Origin of the sequence: Isoptericola nanjingensis, assembly GCF_050311635.1 — a bacterium.
Lineage (GTDB): Bacteria > Actinomycetota > Actinomycetes > Actinomycetales > Cellulomonadaceae > Isoptericola > Isoptericola nanjingensis.
Genome location: NZ_JBNOZL010000011.1, coordinates 40,004 through 54,733, shown reverse-complemented (window position 1 = coordinate 54,733; position 14,730 = coordinate 40,004). Strand labels below are relative to the sequence as shown.

Annotated in this window: 12 protein-coding genes; all 12 read left to right on the top strand. The window is 75.9% G+C overall.

Annotated features, from left to right (window positions below; translation table 11 throughout):
- Nucleotides 1–1,378 precede the first annotated feature (1,378 nt).
- The 12 genes from ACQP6G_RS20745 to ACQP6G_RS20690 all read left to right on the top strand — a co-directional run bounded on the left by ACQP6G_RS20745 (nucleotide 1,379) and on the right by ACQP6G_RS20690 (nucleotide 14,714).
- The gene (locus tag ACQP6G_RS20745) at nucleotides 1,379–2,257 is read left to right on the top strand and encodes a hypothetical protein (RefSeq protein ID WP_429767205.1); all 879 of its coding nucleotides are present in this window, start codon (nucleotides 1,379–1,381) and stop codon (nucleotides 2,255–2,257) included.
- The gene (locus ACQP6G_RS20740; protein WP_429767204.1) at nucleotides 2,254–3,267 is read left to right on the top strand and encodes an HAD-IIA family hydrolase; all 1,014 of its coding nucleotides are present in this window, start codon (nucleotides 2,254–2,256) and stop codon (nucleotides 3,265–3,267) included. The genes ACQP6G_RS20745 and ACQP6G_RS20740 overlap by 4 nt, the downstream gene beginning before the upstream one ends.
- Nucleotides 3,268–3,520: 253 nt before the next feature.
- The gene (locus ACQP6G_RS20735) at nucleotides 3,521–3,796 is read left to right on the top strand and encodes a hypothetical protein (protein ID WP_429767202.1); all 276 of its coding nucleotides are present in this window, start codon (nucleotides 3,521–3,523) and stop codon (nucleotides 3,794–3,796) included.
- Between the two features lie 5 nt (nucleotides 3,797–3,801).
- The gene (locus ACQP6G_RS20730) at nucleotides 3,802–4,713 is read left to right on the top strand and encodes a TlyA family RNA methyltransferase (RefSeq protein ID WP_429767200.1); all 912 of its coding nucleotides are present in this window, start codon (nucleotides 3,802–3,804) and stop codon (nucleotides 4,711–4,713) included.
- Nucleotides 4,710–5,675 (top strand): NAD kinase, encoded by a 966-nt coding sequence (locus ACQP6G_RS20725; RefSeq protein ID WP_429767199.1) that lies wholly within the window; start codon nucleotides 4,710–4,712, stop codon nucleotides 5,673–5,675. The genes ACQP6G_RS20730 and ACQP6G_RS20725 overlap by 4 nt, the downstream gene beginning before the upstream one ends.
- A gap of 1 nt (nucleotide 5,676) precedes the next feature.
- Nucleotides 5,677–7,446, top strand: coding sequence for a DNA repair protein RecN (gene recN, locus ACQP6G_RS20720; protein WP_429767197.1), 1,770 nt, complete (start codon nucleotides 5,677–5,679; stop codon nucleotides 7,444–7,446).
- A gap of 5 nt (nucleotides 7,447–7,451) precedes the next feature.
- Nucleotides 7,452–8,645 carry a putative cytokinetic ring protein SteA gene (gene steA / locus ACQP6G_RS20715; RefSeq protein WP_429767195.1) on the top strand — a complete coding sequence of 398 codons (1,194 nt, stop codon included), beginning with the start codon at nucleotides 7,452–7,454 and terminating at the stop codon, nucleotides 8,643–8,645.
- A gap of 93 nt (nucleotides 8,646–8,738) precedes the next feature.
- Nucleotides 8,739–9,749, top strand: a complete 1,011-nt coding sequence (locus ACQP6G_RS20710) for a copper transporter (RefSeq protein WP_429767194.1) — start codon at nucleotides 8,739–8,741, stop codon at nucleotides 9,747–9,749.
- Complete coding sequence (locus ACQP6G_RS20705; RefSeq protein ID WP_429767192.1) at nucleotides 9,749–10,633, top strand: hypothetical protein; 885 nt, start codon at nucleotides 9,749–9,751, stop codon at nucleotides 10,631–10,633. The genes ACQP6G_RS20710 and ACQP6G_RS20705 overlap by 1 nt, the downstream gene beginning before the upstream one ends.
- Before the next feature lie 4 nt (nucleotides 10,634–10,637).
- Entirely contained in the window at nucleotides 10,638–12,326 is a 1,689-nt protein-coding gene (gene murJ, locus ACQP6G_RS20700; protein WP_429767190.1) for a murein biosynthesis integral membrane protein MurJ, read from the top strand.
- 58 nt (nucleotides 12,327–12,384) lie between these two features.
- Nucleotides 12,385–14,067, top strand: coding sequence for a CTP synthase (gene pyrG / locus ACQP6G_RS20695; protein ID WP_429767188.1), 1,683 nt, complete (start codon nucleotides 12,385–12,387; stop codon nucleotides 14,065–14,067).
- On the top strand, nucleotides 14,064–14,714 hold the full coding sequence (locus ACQP6G_RS20690) for an NUDIX domain-containing protein (protein WP_429767186.1): 651 nt from the start codon (nucleotides 14,064–14,066) through the stop codon (nucleotides 14,712–14,714). Before pyrG ends, ACQP6G_RS20690 begins: the two co-directional genes overlap by 4 nt.
- The last annotated feature ends 16 nt before the right edge of the window (nucleotides 14,715–14,730 follow it).

The following is a 14,730-nucleotide window of genomic DNA, read 5'->3' as shown; positions in this document are numbered from 1 at the left end:
GGGGGTGGGAGAGTAGGACGCCGCCGGACACCCATTCACGAAAGGCCCACCCCACACCGGGGTGGGCCTTTCGCATATCCCGGTGCGGTGCACTGCGCCTTGTGCGCCGTGTGCGCCTTGTGTGCCGTGTGCGCGCCTTGTGCGCGCGTGCGTGGAGCCGGGACGACCACGAGGTCCGCCCTCCTGTGAGCACGTCGTGCTCGGACGGCTTCGCTCGGCGCCACTCGGGCTTCGACGAGTCCCATTGCCGCGGAGCCCGTCATGACGGCAGCACGGGTTCGGCGCCGCCGCGGAGCGCGTGCGCCTGGCATGGGCGCAGGGCCCGTGGTGGCATGGATCGTGAGGGCTCGGCCCCGTGCCTGCCATCACATCCGGAGGAGGCTTCGCGACCACTCTTCCGAGGATGTGGCGTGGGAGAATACCGGTCGTGTCGGCGTCGGAAAGGAAGACCGTGAACGATTCACCGCGGGACGAGAGCAAGGGCGGTGCGGGGGGTCGTGCACCGTCGTCCCGTGAAGGGGGCGCGCGCGGGGGCTCGCGGAACGGGAGCCGAGGCTCGCAGGGCGGACGCGATGAGCGTCCGCAGCGCGAGGGCATGCAGCGCCGGCAGGGCGAGGGACGTCCGGCGCGAGGTGACGCGGCGCGAGACGGCCGAGGCGGGTACGGCGGCCGGGGTCGCGCGGACCGCACGGACCGCACAGCGGAGCGTCGCGGCCGTCCGGCCGACCGCGAGCGAGGCGACCAGGAGCGTTCCGGACGGCGACCCGAGGGCGGGCGCGCGTACGGCGACGGCCGTCGCACCGAGCGTTCGTCCCGTGACACGGGGGACCGTCGGGGCCCCGCGTCCCGCGATCGCCGGGAGGAGCGGCCCTCGCGCGGTCGTGAGCAGTCTCGTGACGGGTACGACCGCCGGGACGAGCGTGGCGGCGCCCGCCGAGGGGCGGAGCACCGTCCGAGCCAGGGTGACGGCCGTGACCGGGGCGACTTCTCCCGACGGGCCGGGCAGCACGACGCGCGAGGGCGTAGCGACGACCGCGGAGACCGGCGTCCGTCGTCCCGCGACGGCCGCGGCCGGGACGACCGGGCGGGTTCGGGTGACCGTCGTGGCTACGCGGGGGACCGAGGACGCTCGGACGACCGGGGTGACCGCCGCGGCTACGGGAGCGACCGTACGGCGCCGCGCGACGGCAGGAGCGGCGGGCCGCGGCAGGACTCCCGTGGTGCCGGCTCCCATGGTGCTGGCTCTCGCGGTCCGGCGACCGGACGGCGCAGCGGAGAGGGGCAGGGCCGCGCGGGCGGCGGACGACCCGCCCGTCCGGCGGCCGGTGCCGAGCGGCGCCCGCGCGCCGTCGAGCCGGAGATCGCCGAGGACGCGTCGATGGGTCAGCTCAGCCGCGACGTCCGGGGGCGTCTGCGCGGCCTGACGAAGGAGAACGCCGAGCGCATCGGCCTGCACCTCGTGATGGCGGGCCGACTCCTCGACGTCGACCCGGAGCGTGCCTACGAGCACACCCAGGCGGCGGTGCGTCGCGGAGGTCGGGTGGACGTGGTGCGGGAAGCCGCGGGGATCGCGGCGTACCGCACCGGGAGGTTCGCGGAGGCGCTGCGCGAGCTGCGCACGGTACGACGCCTCAACGGCTCCTCCGAGCACCTGCCGCTGATGGCGGACGCGGAGCGCGGCCTCGGGCGCCCGGAGCGCGCCCTGGCTCTCGCCGCGAGCGAGGAGGCGCGGACGCTCGATGCCGAGGGGCGCACCGAGCTCGCCATCGTCGCGAGCGGAGCGCGGAGCGACCTCGGGGAGCACGACGCCGCTATCGCCGTGCTCGACCGGATCCCCGCCGCCGAGCGGCGGGGAGACCTGGGCCTCCGGGTGCTGCAGGCACGGGCGGCCGCCCTGGAGGCTGCGGGCCGTGAGGACGAGGCGGCGCGGCTCCTGGCAGGGGTCGACCCGGCCGAGCTCGAGCGGGCGTCCGGCCTGACGCAGGAGTCCGACGACGTCGTCGTCTACGACACGTACGACGAGGACGCCGTGGACGAGGACCTCGACACGGAGGACGACCCCGAGGACGGCGACGTCCTTGCAGGTGCGCCCACCGCGAGCGAGGACGCGCACGAGGCCGACAGCTCCGGCGAGCTCGACGGTGACGCCGACGAGCTCGACGCTGACGCCGGCGAGACCGAGGCCGCTCGGACAGAGCAGGCGGCGGGCGCCGAGCCGGACACGGAGGCCGGCGCCCCGGACGCGAGCCAGGCATGACGGCGACCCTGGCGGGGAGCGCCGTCCCGCTCGCGTCGGCGCACGACCTGGCGCTGGTCGACCTCGACGGCGTCGCATACAAGGGCCACCTGCCCATCCCGCACGCCGCGGACAGCCTGACGGCGGCACGGACCGCGGGTCTACGGCTGGTCTTCGTGACGAACAACGCGTCGCGCGAGCCGGAGGAGGTGGCCGGCCAGCTCACGGGCCTGGACATCCCGACGGGCGCGGACGAGGTCATGACGGCGGCCCAGGCGTGCGCGGCGCTGCTGCGCACGCGGCTGGAGCCGGGCGCTCGGGTCCTCGTCGTCGGCGGGGCGGGTCTGAGGACGGCGGTCGCCGCCGCGGGGCTGACGGTCGTCGACTCCGCGGACGACGCCCCCGACGCGGTGGCCCAGGGCTACGCGGCGGGCCTGGCCTGGAGCGACCTGGCCGAGGCGGCCTACGCCGTGGCCGGCGGCGCCTGGCACGTGGCGAGCAACCTCGACCTGTCGCTCCCGACGGCGCGGGGCTTCGCTCCCGGCAACGGCGCGCTCGTCGGCGCGGTCGTGGCGGCGACCGGTGTCGAGCCGGACAGCGCGGGCAAGCCGTCGCCCACGATGTACCACCTGGCGGTCGACCGGGCGGGCGCGGAACGGCCGTTGGTGATCGGCGACCGCCTCGACACGGACCTCGCCGGCGCGCGCGCCGGCGGCTACCCCGGCCTGCACGTGCTCACGGGAGTGTCCACGGCACGCGACGCCGTGCTGGCCGAGCCCGGCCTGCGCCCGGACTTCGTGGGTGCCGACCTCCGTGCCCTGCTCGAGCCGCACCCCGTCCCGGAGCGGACCGCCGAGGGCTGGTGGACGTGCGAGGGTCGCGCGGCGCGGATCGTGGACGGAGCGCTGGAGCTCGATCGAGAGGGGCCCCACGGGATCGACGTCGTCCGCGCGGCCTGCGCGGCCGCGTGGGACGCCGCGGACCGGGGCGCCCCGGCGTCGGCGTCGACCGTCCCGGAGCTGCACGCCTGACCGCGGCGTGACGAGCGGGCGCGGGGTGACGCGCTCCCGCCGGGCGGGCACGACGACGGCCGACGGCTCGGACGCCGGCCACGGACCTGGTCGCGGGCTGTGCGTCGTGCACGGGACGTCCGTGCCAGCAGGTAGCGTGGACCCGGACCTCGGACGGCGGCACACCCGCGCGACCAGCCGCCCCTCGGACCGGCGGTCCGTGCGCACCCGTCAACGGTGCTGGCGAAGAGACCGCGAGCGGTAGGGAGGGACCATGACACAGGATCAGTCGACGCCCGGAGCGGCGGCGGCCGGGTCGGCGGACGACCCCGCTGCCGATGCCCCTGTCGGGGCCCGGCCGACCCCTCGGGCTCCTGCCGGGACCGGCTCGGCGTCCGGCACCGACGAGCTCGAGGGCCTGGACGACCTCCCCCTCGCCGAGCACGTGGAGCGCTTCACCGCGGTGCACGACGGTCTGCGGGCGCGCCTCGACGGCGCGCCGGGCACCACCGGGCTGGACGGGGTGCAGGACACGGGGCCACGGCGTTGACGGCGGTGGCACGCACGGACGCGCGGATGGACGCGGAGCTCGTCCGCCGCGGCCTGGCCCGCTCGAGGCGGCAGGCGGTGGAGCTGATCGACGCCGGACGCGTGCGGCTCGATGGCCGCGTGGTCACGAAGCCGTCCACGCCGGTGCCCGACGGCGCGCCCGTCGCGGTGCACACGGATCCCGAGGACCCGGGGTACGCGTCGCGCGCCGGGGGCAAGCTGGCCGGTGCGCTGGACGCGCTCGCCGCCGACCCGGCCGGCCAGGAGCTGCTGCGTGCGGTCGACGACGGGTGGTGCCTGGACGTCGGCGCCTCGACCGGCGGCTTCACGGACGTCCTGCTGCGCCGGGGTGCACGGCAGGTGGTGGCCCTCGACGTCGGGCACGACCAGCTCGTGCCGGCGCTGCGGACCGACCCGCGGGTCACGGTCGTCGAGGGGTTCAACCTGCGCGACCTCACGCCGTCCGACCTGGAGCGCGCACCCGACGTCGTGGTGGGGGACCTGTCCTTCATCTCCCTCACGCTCGTGCTGGGGCCGCTCGCCGCGGTGCTCTCCCCGGAGGGTCACGCCCTGCTGCTGGTGAAGCCGCAGTTCGAGGTCGGCCGAGAGCGGCTCGGCAGCGGCGGCGTGGTCCGCGACCCGACCCTGCACGCCGAGGCCGTGCTCGCCGTCCTGCGGGCCGCGGCGGGGCACGGCCTGCGGGCGCGCGCGGTGGTGCCGAGCCCGCTGCCGGGGCCCAGCGGCAACCGCGAGTACTTCTGCTGGTTCCGACCCGACGGCGGGGATCCGGCGGCCGCATCCGAGTCCGCCGCCGAGCCGGCCGACGAGGCCGTGGCGGCCGCCGTCGCCTGGCGGCCCGGCGACCCCGGCACGCCGCCGTCCGTCCCGCCCGTCCTGCCCGTCGGAGGAGCACAGTGACCCGCCGAGTCCTGATCGTCACCCACGGGGGCCGCCCGGAGGCCGTGGCGGCGCTCTCCGAGGCCCTGCGCGAGCTCACCGAGGCGGGCTTCGAGGTGGCCCTGCACGACGACGACCTCGCCGAGTCGTTCGGCGACCACATGGCCGCGGCGCGCGTCCGCGAGGGCGTCACCGACTCCGAGGCCGTCATGGTCCTGGGCGGCGACGGCACGATCCTGCGGGCCGCCGAGCTGACGCACGGTACCGGGGTCCCGCTCCTGGGGGTCAACCTGGGGCACGTCGGCTTCCTCGCCGAGAGCGAGCGCGACGACCTGCGGCACGCGGTGCGGCGGCTGGCCGCCCGCGACTACGAGGTCGAGGAGCGCGCCGTCGTCGACGTCGCCGTGCACCTGCCGGGGGAGGAGACCCCCCGGACGGGGTGGGCGCTCAACGAGGCGACCGTGGAGAAGGCGCGGCGCGAGCGGATGGTCGAGGTCGGCATCGCCGTCGACGGTCGCCCGCTCTCGTCGTTCGGCTGCGACGGCGTGGTGATGTCCACGGCGACCGGGTCGACGGCGCACGCGTTCTCCGCGGGCGGGCCGGTGATGTGGCCCGAGGTGGACGGTGTGCTGCTGGTGCCGTTGTCGGCGCACGCCCTGTTCGCGCGCCCTTTGGTGATCGGCCCCCGGTCGACGTACACGGTCAAGGTGCTCGAGCGCAGCCCGGTCCCGGCGGTGCTGACCTGCGACGGCCGGCGACGCATCGACCTGCCGGTCGGGTCGTTCGTGGAGGTGCGGCGGGGCGCGCTGCCGCTGCGGTTCGCGCGGCTCTCGCCCGCGCCGTTCACCGACCGGCTGGTGTCCAAGTTCTCGCTGCCGGTCGTCGGGTGGCGCGAGCTGGCGGCCCAGCGCCCGGACCATCGGGCGCCGGCGCCCGGGCCGGGCGACGACGAGAAGCTCGACGAGCACGACAAGGAGGCGTGAGGTGCTCGAGGAGATCGCGATCGAGAACCTGGGCGTGATCCGCGCCGCCCGGGTGCCCCTGGCCGACGGGCTGACCGTCATCACGGGCGAGACGGGCGCGGGAAAGACGATGGTGCTCACCGGGCTGGGCCTGCTCATGGGCGGCAAGGCCGACCCCGCCGCGGTCCGACCGGGCGCGGACGGCGCCGTCGTCGAGGGGCGGCTCCGCGTCGCCGCGCACCCGGGCGTCGCCGCGCGGGTCGACGAGGCGGGCGGCGAGGTCGACGACGACGGGACCGTCGTCGTGCTCCGCACCGTCGCGGCGGCCGGCCGCTCCCGCGCCCACCTGGGCGGGCGCGGCGTGCCGCAGGCGGTGCTCGCGGAGATCGCGGACGAGCTCGTGACCGTGCACGGCCAGGCCGACCAGCTGCGGCTGCGCACGGCGGCCAAGCAGCGCGAGGCGCTGGACTCCTTCGCGGGCCCCGACCACCAGGACGACCTCGACACCTACCGGGCGGCGTGGTCCGAGCGTGCCGGGCTGCAGGCGGAGATCGACGACCTCACCGCGCGGGCCGCCGAGCGCGCCCGGGAGGCGGAGCTCCTGCGGCTCGGCCTGGCCGAGGTGGAGCGCGTGGACCCGCAGTCGGGGGAGGACGCCGAGCTCACGGCCCTCGTCGGGCGGCTGGGCAACGCCGAGCAGCTGCGCGTCGCGGCCCAGGAGGCGCACGACGCCGTCGCGGGCGACGACGTGGAGACGGCGGGCAGCGCGGTGGAGGCGGTCGAGCGTGCACGTCGGGCGCTGGAGGCGGCGGCCTCCGACGACCCGACTCTCGGCGGCCACGCGACCCGGCTCGCCGAGGCGGGGTACCTCCTCGCCGACGTCGCGACCGAGCTGTCGTCGTACGTGGACGACCTGCAGGCGGACCCGGCGGGCCTCGAGACCGCGCACGCACGCCTCGCGGAGCTCACGACGCTCACCCGGAGCTACGGCGAGACCATCGACGACGTGCTGCGGTGGGCGAGCGACGCGGGGCTGCGGCTGCTCGACCTGGACGACGGCGGCGAGCGGCTCGCCGGCATGCGCGAGCGCACGGCCGAGCTGGACGCCGAGCTCGCGGGCGCGGCGGAGCGGCTGACGACCGGCCGGCGCAAGGCCGCGGAGGCGCTCTCGGACGCGGTGACGCAGGAGCTGTCGGGTCTGGCCATGAAGGGCGCGCGGCTCGTCGTCGACGTCGCGCCCGCCGACGAGCCGGGGCCCTGGGGTGCCGACCAGGTCGCGTTCCTCCTCGAGCCGCACCCCGGCGCGCCCGCCCGCCAGCTGGGCAAGGGCGCGTCGGGCGGCGAGCTGTCCCGGGTGATGCTCGCCGTCGAGGTGGCGCTCGCCACCGCGCGCGTCGAGGCCGGGTCCGGCGCGGGCTCGGGCCGGGCCACGGCGCCCCTGCCGACGTTCGTCTTCGACGAGGTCGACGCCGGCGTCGGCGGTCGCGCGGCGGTCGAGGTCGGCCGGCGCCTGGCGGTGCTCGCGCGCAGCACGCAGGTCGTCGTCGTGACGCACCTCGCCCAGGTGGCCGCGTTCGCGGACTCGCACCTGGTGGTGACGAAGTCCACCCCCGACGGCGCTCCCGACGACGCTCCCGACGACCGGGCCGGCGTCACGGTGACGGGCGTGCGCGAGGTCACGGACGACGCGCGGGTCCGCGAGCTGGCGCGGATGCTCTCAGGGCAGGAGGAGTCCGCGACCGCCCGTCAGCACGCGGTCGAGCTCCTGGAGTCCTCCACCGTGGGACGATAGGGGCGATGAGAATGATCCTGCGCAAGTCCGAGCGTGCGCCCGACGCCGGCGACGAGAGCACCGACGTGACAGGGCCCGCCCGGGTCGGTACGCGGACCAAGGACCTGACCAAGCGCCTGCACGCCGGCGACGTGGCCGTCATCGACCACGTCGACATCGACCGGGTCGCGGCGGACGCGCTGGTGGCGGTCGGCCCGGCGGCGGTGCTCAACGCCGCCCGCTCGACGTCGGGCCGCTACCCGAACGCGGGGCCGGGCATCCTCGTCGACGCCGGCATCACGCTGGTCGACGACCTCGGCCCCGCCGTGATGGCGCTGCCCGAGGGCGCCACGGTGCGGATCGACGGCGGCACCGTGGTCGTCGACGGCACCACCGTGGCGGAGGGCGTCCGCCAGTCCCCGGAGACCGTCGCGGCGGACATGGTCGCGGCGCGTGAGGGGCTGTCGGAAGAGATCGAGAACTTCGCCGAGAACACGATGACGTACCTGCGGCGTGAGCGGGACCTCCTGCTCGACGGCGTCGGCGTGCCGGACGTGCGGACGAAGTTCGAGGGCCGGCACGTGCTGATCGTCGTCCGCGGCTACCACTACCGCGAGGACCTGGCGATGCTGCGGTCCTACATCACGGAGAACCGGCCGGTGCTGGTCGGCGTCGACGGCGGCGCCGACGCAGTCATCGACGCGGGCTGGAAGCCGGACATGATCGTCGGCGACATGGACTCGGTGTCCGACCGGGCACTGTCGTCGGGCGCGGAGATCGTGGTGCACGCGTACCGCGACGGCAACTCGCCCGGGCTGGACCGCGTGCAGGCGCTCGGCGTCGAGCCCGTGGTGTTCCCCGCGACGGGGACCAGCGAGGACATCGCCATGCTCCTCGCAGACGACAAGGGCGCCGAGCTGATCGTCGCGGTCGGCACCCACGCGACGCTGGTCGAGTTCCTCGACAAGGGGCGGGCGGGCATGGCCAGCACCTTCCTCACCCGGCTGCGCGTGGGCGGCAAGCTCGTGGACGCCAAGGGCGTGTCCCGGCTGTACCGCACCCGGATCTCGAACCTGCAGCTCACGCTGCTGTCCCTGGCGGGCGTGGCTGCCGTCGTCGCGGCGCTGTGGTCCACCGCCGCGGGGCAGACGCTCTTCGGGCTGATCGGTGCCCGGATCGACGACCTCGTCTCCTGGGTGGGTAGCCTCTTCGGCGGGTGACGCCCCCCCCGCGCGCCCTCCCAGCATCCTGCTCGACCCGACCCGACCGCTGCGACCCGACCGCTCCGACCCGACAAGGAACCTCTGCCGACCGTGATCGACTTCAGGTATCACCTCGTCTCGCTGATCTCCGTCTTCCTCGCCCTCGCGGTGGGCATCATCCTCGGTGCCGGCCCGCTCCAGGGCACCCTCGGGGACCAGCTCACCGAGCAGGTCGACGCGCTGCGCACCGAGCGCAACACCCTGCGCGAGGAGCTCGGGCAGGCGCAGACCACGGCACAGGACCAGCGGCGCTTCATCGAGAGCGCCGGCGACCAGCTCGTCGCCGGGTCGCTCGCGGGGATGAACGTCGCCGTCGTCGAGGTGGACGAGGTGAGCGACGCGAACCGCAAGGCCGTGCTGGACCAGCTGGAGGCGGCGGACAGCACGGTCGTCGCGCAGAAGCGGCTGGCCGCGTCGTGGACGTCGGCCGACGAGCTGACCATGCGGGAGACCGTCGCGGACGGGCTGCGCGAGAAGCTGCCCGCCGACGCCGTCGAGGGAGTCGTCGACGAGGACTCCGGCCCGGCCGAGCTGCTCGCCGCGTCGCTCACGGTGGCGCTCACCGACTCCTCGGGCTCCTCGGGCTCCGCGGGCCCGTCCGTGTTCAGCGAGGCCGCCCTCGAGCAGCAGCACCTCTTGGAGCAGGTGGGCCTCGTGGAGCAGGTGGCCGAGCCGAGCGCGCCCGCGGACGCGATCCTGCTGCTGTCGAGCGGCGCCACCGGTGCCGACGAGGAGGAGCAGACGCAGGACGCCGACCCGGAGCAGACGGGGATGGGCGCCCTCGCCGCGCTCGCGGGGACGTCCGCGGAGATCGCGGGGACCTCGGTGGTGGCCGGGCCGACGACGCACGACGGCGACCTGATCGCCACGATCCGTGCCGACGACGGGCTCTCGGACCTGGTGAGCACGGTCAGCGGCGTGGAGCAGACGACGGGGCAGATCGTCGTGCCGCTCGCCATCGCCGCCCAGGACGCCGGCGCCGTCGACCAGTACGGCTTCGAGGAGGGCGCGTCCGTCCTCCCGCCGGTGGTCGAGCAGGGCGAGACGCAGGGGGACGGCTGATGGCCGGCGGGGCCGGCGTGGGCGCGCTGCTGCGCGGCGCGGTCGTCGCGGCGGCGGGCACGGCGCTCGCCCGGCGAGCCCTGGACACCGACCCGCCCGGCGGCGCCGCGCGCTGGACCCGCACCAACCACCGCGGCGAACCGGTGAGCATGCTCGAAGGCCCGGCCGTCGCGGCCGGGCTCGTCGCCGGGACGCTCGCTGCGGGCGGCGGCCGGGAGCGGGCCGGCGCCGCGCTCGCGACCGCCGGCGCGGCCGCGTTCGGGCTCGTGGACGACCTCGCCGAGGACACGAGCACGCGCGTCAAGGGGCTGCGGGGACACCTCGGCGCGCTCGCCGAGGGCCGCCTCACGACCGGCGGGCTCAAGGTGCTCGGCATCGGCGCGACCGCGCTCGTCGGTGCCGCGGTCGGTACCCGACGGACCGGTGGCGCGGCGGGGCACCTGCTGGACGTCGCGGTGAACGGCGCCCTCGTCGCGGGCACGGCCAACCTGCTCAACCTCCTCGACCTGCGTCCCGGCAGGGCGCTCAAGGCGTCGGCCGCCCTGAGCCTGCCCGTCGCGGGCGGCACCGCGGGCGCGGCGACCGGGGTCGTCCTCGGTGCGGCCGCCGTCGCGGCCCCCGGCGACCTCGCCGAGCGGGACATGCTGGGCGACGGCGGCGCGAACGCGCTCGGCGCGCTGGTCGGCGCGCAGTGGGCGTTCGGCGCCCCGCGCGCGGTGCGGCTCGCCGCGCTGGCGTCCGTCGTCGGGCTCACGCTCGCGTCCGAGCGCGTGAGCTTCTCCGCCGTCGTCGAGCGCACGCCGTGGCTGCGCGCCGCGGACGGCTGGGGTCGCCGCCCGGCGGCGACGCCGGGCCCGGCGCAGGAACCCGCCTCGGGGGAGTGAACCCATGACGTCGCGCCCGGGCGGGCTGCGGGCGGCGACCCAGACCCTCGCCGGCGCCGCCGCGATGATCACCGTCGTGACGGTGGCGAGCCGGCTGGTCGGGTTCGCCCGGTCGCTGGTGCTGTCGTGGGCCGTGGGCACGGAGGGTGTCGGCCCCGCGTACACCGCGGCGAACCAGCTGCCGAACGTGCTGTTCGAGGTCGCCGCGGGCGGCGCGCTCGCGGGCGCCGTCGTCCCGCTGCTCGCCGGGCCGATCGCGCGGCGCTCCGCGAAGGAGACCTCCGGGGTGGCCTCGGCGCTGCTCGGCTGGACCCTCGCCGTCCTGGTGCCGCTCGGCGCCCTGCTCGCGATCCTCGCCGGGCCGATCGCGTCGCTCCTCATGGGCGACAAGCACCCCGAGCTCGTGGACGTCACCGCCACCTTCGTGCGGACGTTCGCGCTCCAGGTGCCGCTGTACGGGCTCGCGGTGGTGCTCGGCGGCATCCTGCAGGCCCACAAGCGCTTCTTCTGGCAGGCGTTCGCGCCGCTGCTGTCCAGCCTCGCCGTGATCGCCGTCTACCTCGTGTTCGTCGGCATGGCCGACGGCGACCAGGGCGACGTCGCGGCGCTCTCGACGACGGCGATCGGCTGGCTGGGCTGGGGGACGACGGCGGGCGTCGCGTTCCTCGCGCTGCCGCTCGTCCTCCCGGTGCTCCGGACGGGGACGCGGCTGCGCCCCACGCTGCGCTTCCCCGGGGGCGAGGGCGTCCGTGCCCGCAACCTCGCGCTGGCCGGCGTCGGTGCGCTGGTGGCGCAGCAGCTGTCCGTGCTTGCCGTGATGGGGGCGGCGTTCCAGTTCGGGCCGGAGCAGACGTTCCCCACGTACACGTTCGCGCAGCAGGTCTACCTGTTGCCCTACGCCGTGCTGGCGTTCCCGCTCGCGACGAGCGCGTTCCCGCGGCTCGCCGAGCACGTGGCGCACGGACGCCACGACCGGTTCCGCGGCCTGCTCGCCACGACCACCCGCACGCTGCTCGTGGTGTCCGGGCTGGGCGTGGGTGCGCTCGTCGCCGCGTCAGGGGCCGTGGAGGCCGTGTTCGCCCGCATCGCGAGCGGGTCGGTCGCGGGGCTCGGCGGCGCCGTCGCGTGGATGGCGCCGGGGATCGTCGGGTTCGCGCTGATCCTGCACCTGTCGCGGGCGCTGTACGCGATCGACCACCAACGGGTGGCGGTGGTCGTCACGGCGGCCGGGTGGCTGGTCGTGGCCGTGGCGGCGTTCGCGCTGCCCGCCGTGACGGGAGTCCGGGACCAGGCGGGCGTGCTGGCCCAGCTCGGCCTGGCCACGGCACTGGGCATGACGATCGCCGGGGCGGGCCTGCTCGCGGCGGTGGGCCGGTACGCCGGCCGCGAGGCGCTGCGGGGGATCCCGCGGACCCTCGTCGTGCTCGTCGTCGCGACCGGGCTCGGTGCGTGGGCCGGGTCGCTGGTGTCGGGCGCGCTGCTCCCGGCGGACGCCTCGATCCTCCCGGCTCTGGGCGTCGGGGTGCTCGCCGCCGTGGTCGGGGGCGTCGTCGTCGTGGGCGGCTTCCTGCTGGCCGACCGGTCCGCCGTGACGGGGATCGTGCGCCGCCGCGGCCCCGCGCCCACCGACGAGCCTGGCGAGCCTGGCGAGCCCGCCGAGGCTGCGGAACCGGCCGACCGACCCGCGGAGTGACCAGGCGCACCGCGCGGCCCGCGTGCCGCCGTCCGACCCGCTGTTAGGATGGAGTTCCGTGGCCGACAGCGCGAACAGACTCCAGCCCCGCTCCTCCAGCCGTACGGGTGCGACGCACCAGACGCGGCACATCTTCGTGACGGGCGGTGTGGCCTCGTCTCTCGGCAAGGGACTCACCGCCTCCTCGCTCGGGCGCCTGCTGCGCTCGCGGGGCCTGCGCGTCACCATGCAGAAGCTCGACCCGTACCTCAACGTGGACCCGGGCACGATGAACCCGTTCCAGCACGGCGAGGTCTTCGTCACCGAGGACGGCGCCGAGACCGACCTCGACATCGGCCACTACGAGCGGTTCCTCGACGTGGAGCTCCCGGCCTCCTCGAACGTCACCACCGGCCAGGTCTACTCCCGCGTGATCGCCAAGGAGCGCCGCGGCGAGTACCTGGGCGACACGGTCCAGGTGATCCCGCACATCACGGACGAGATCAAGTCGCGCATGCGCGACCAGGCGGGCCCCGACGTCGACGTGATCATCACCGAGATCGGCGGCACCGTCGGCGACATCGAGTCCCAGCCGTTCCTCGAGGCCGCGCGCCAGGTGCGGCACGAGCTCGGCCGTGACGACTGCTTCTTCCTGCACGTCTCCCTCGTGCCGTACATCGGCCCGTCGGGCGAGCTGAAGACCAAGCCGACCCAGCACTCGGTGGCCGCGCTGCGCTCCATCGGTATCCAGCCCGACGCGATCGTGCTGCGGGCCGACCGCGTGGTCCCGGAGCCCATCAAGCGCAAGATCGCGCTCATGTGCGACGTGGACAACGAGGCCGTCGTCAACGCCGTCGACGCGCCGAGCATCTACGACATCCCGCGCGTGCTGCACGCCGAGGGCCTGGACGCCTACGTCGTGCGCCGCCTCGACCTGCCCTTCCACGACGTCGACTGGGACGGCTGGAGCCAGCTCCTGGAGCGCGTGCACGAGCCGGAGCACAACGTCGAGATCGCGCTCGTCGGTAAGTACATCGACCTGCCCGACGCGTACCTGTCGGTGACCGAGGCGCTGCGCGCCGGCGGCTTCGACAACGACGCGAAGGTCGGCATCCGGTGGGTGGCCGCCGACGACTGCCAGACGCCCGAGGGCGCGCAGGAGGCGCTGGAGGGCGTCGACGCCGTGCTCGTGCCCGGCGGCTTCGGCGTGCGCGGCATCGACGGCAAGGTCGGTGCGCTGCGCTGGGCGCGCGAGAACCTCGTGCCGACGCTGGGCATCTGCCTGGGCCTGCAGTCGATGGTCATCGAGTACGCGCGCAACGTGCTCGACCTCGAGGACGCCTCGTCGACCGAGTTCGACCCGAACAGCACGCACCCGGTCATCGCGACGATGGCCGAGCAGCTCGCGATCGTGGGCGGCGAGGGCGACCTGGGCGGCACCATGCGCCTCGGCGCGTACGACGCCCACCTCGGGGCCGGCTCCGTCGTCGCCAAGGCGTACGGCAGCGAGCGGGTGTCGGAGCGCCACCGCCACCGGTACGAGGTCAACAACGCGTACCGCGCGCAGCTCGAGGAGGCGGGACTGGTGTTCTCCGGCACGTCGCCCGACGCGCAGCTCGTGGAGTTCGTGGAGCTGCCCGCCGACGTGCACCCGTACTACGTGAGCACCCAGGCGCACCCGGAGTTCAAGTCGCGCCCCACCCGCTCGCACCCGCTCTTCTCGGGGCTGGTCGCGGCGGCGCTCGAGCGCCAGGGCGCGTGACGGCGCCCGACGGCGGGGCGGGCCCGTCCGTCGCGGACGAGCGGGCCCCGCGGCCGGTGCTGCGGCACGAGGTGCTGCAGCGTGGCCGCATCGTCGACCTGGTGCGCGACGACGTCGACCTCGGCGCCGCGGGGACCGTGACCCGGGAGTACGTGGTGCACCCGGGTGCGGTCGCGGTCGTCGCCCTCGACGACGCCGACCGGGTCCTGCTGCTGCGGCAGTACCGGCACCCGGTGCGGTCACGGATGTGGGAGGTCCCGGCCGGGCTCCTCGACGTCGACGGCGAGCCCCCTGCGGAGGCGGCTGCCCGCGAGCTCGCGGAGGAGACCGACACCACCGCGGCGCGGTGGCACGTGCTGGCCGACTTCGCGTCGTCGCCGGGCAGCAGCGACGAGGCGGTGCGCGTCTTCCTCGCCCGCGGCCTCGGCCCGGTGCCCGACGCCGACCGCCACACGCGCACGGGCGAGGAGGCCGAGATCGAGCTCCGGTGGGTGCCGCTGGACGAGGCGGTCGCCCGGGTGCTCGACGGCAGCCTGCACAACCCGTCGGCCGTCGTGGGCGTCCTCGCCGCCGCCGCGAGCCGCGCGGGCGGGTGGGCGTCGCTGCGGCCGGCGGACGCACCCTGGCCGTCGCGGCGGGGCGCCTGATCGGCCGGTAGGCTCC

Bases quoted from the DNA above. Each gene is read 5' to 3' on its own strand.
- ACQP6G_RS20705 (WP_429767192.1), top strand. From the start codon at position 9,749: ATGGCCGGCGGGGCCGGCGTGGGCGCGCTGCTGCGCGGCGCGGTCGTC.
- ACQP6G_RS20740 (WP_429767204.1), top strand. From the start codon at position 2,254: ATGACGGCGACCCTGGCGGGGAGCGCCGTCCCGCTCGCGTCGGCGCAC.
- steA (WP_429767195.1), top strand. From the start codon at position 7,452: ATGAGAATGATCCTGCGCAAGTCCGAGCGTGCGCCCGACGCCGGCGAC.
- ACQP6G_RS20735 (WP_429767202.1), top strand. From the start codon at position 3,521: ATGACACAGGATCAGTCGACGCCCGGAGCGGCGGCGGCCGGGTCGGCG.
- murJ (WP_429767190.1), top strand. From the start codon at position 10,638: ATGACGTCGCGCCCGGGCGGGCTGCGGGCGGCGACCCAGACCCTCGCC.
- ACQP6G_RS20745 (WP_429767205.1), top strand. From the start codon at position 1,379: ATGGGTCAGCTCAGCCGCGACGTCCGGGGGCGTCTGCGCGGCCTGACG.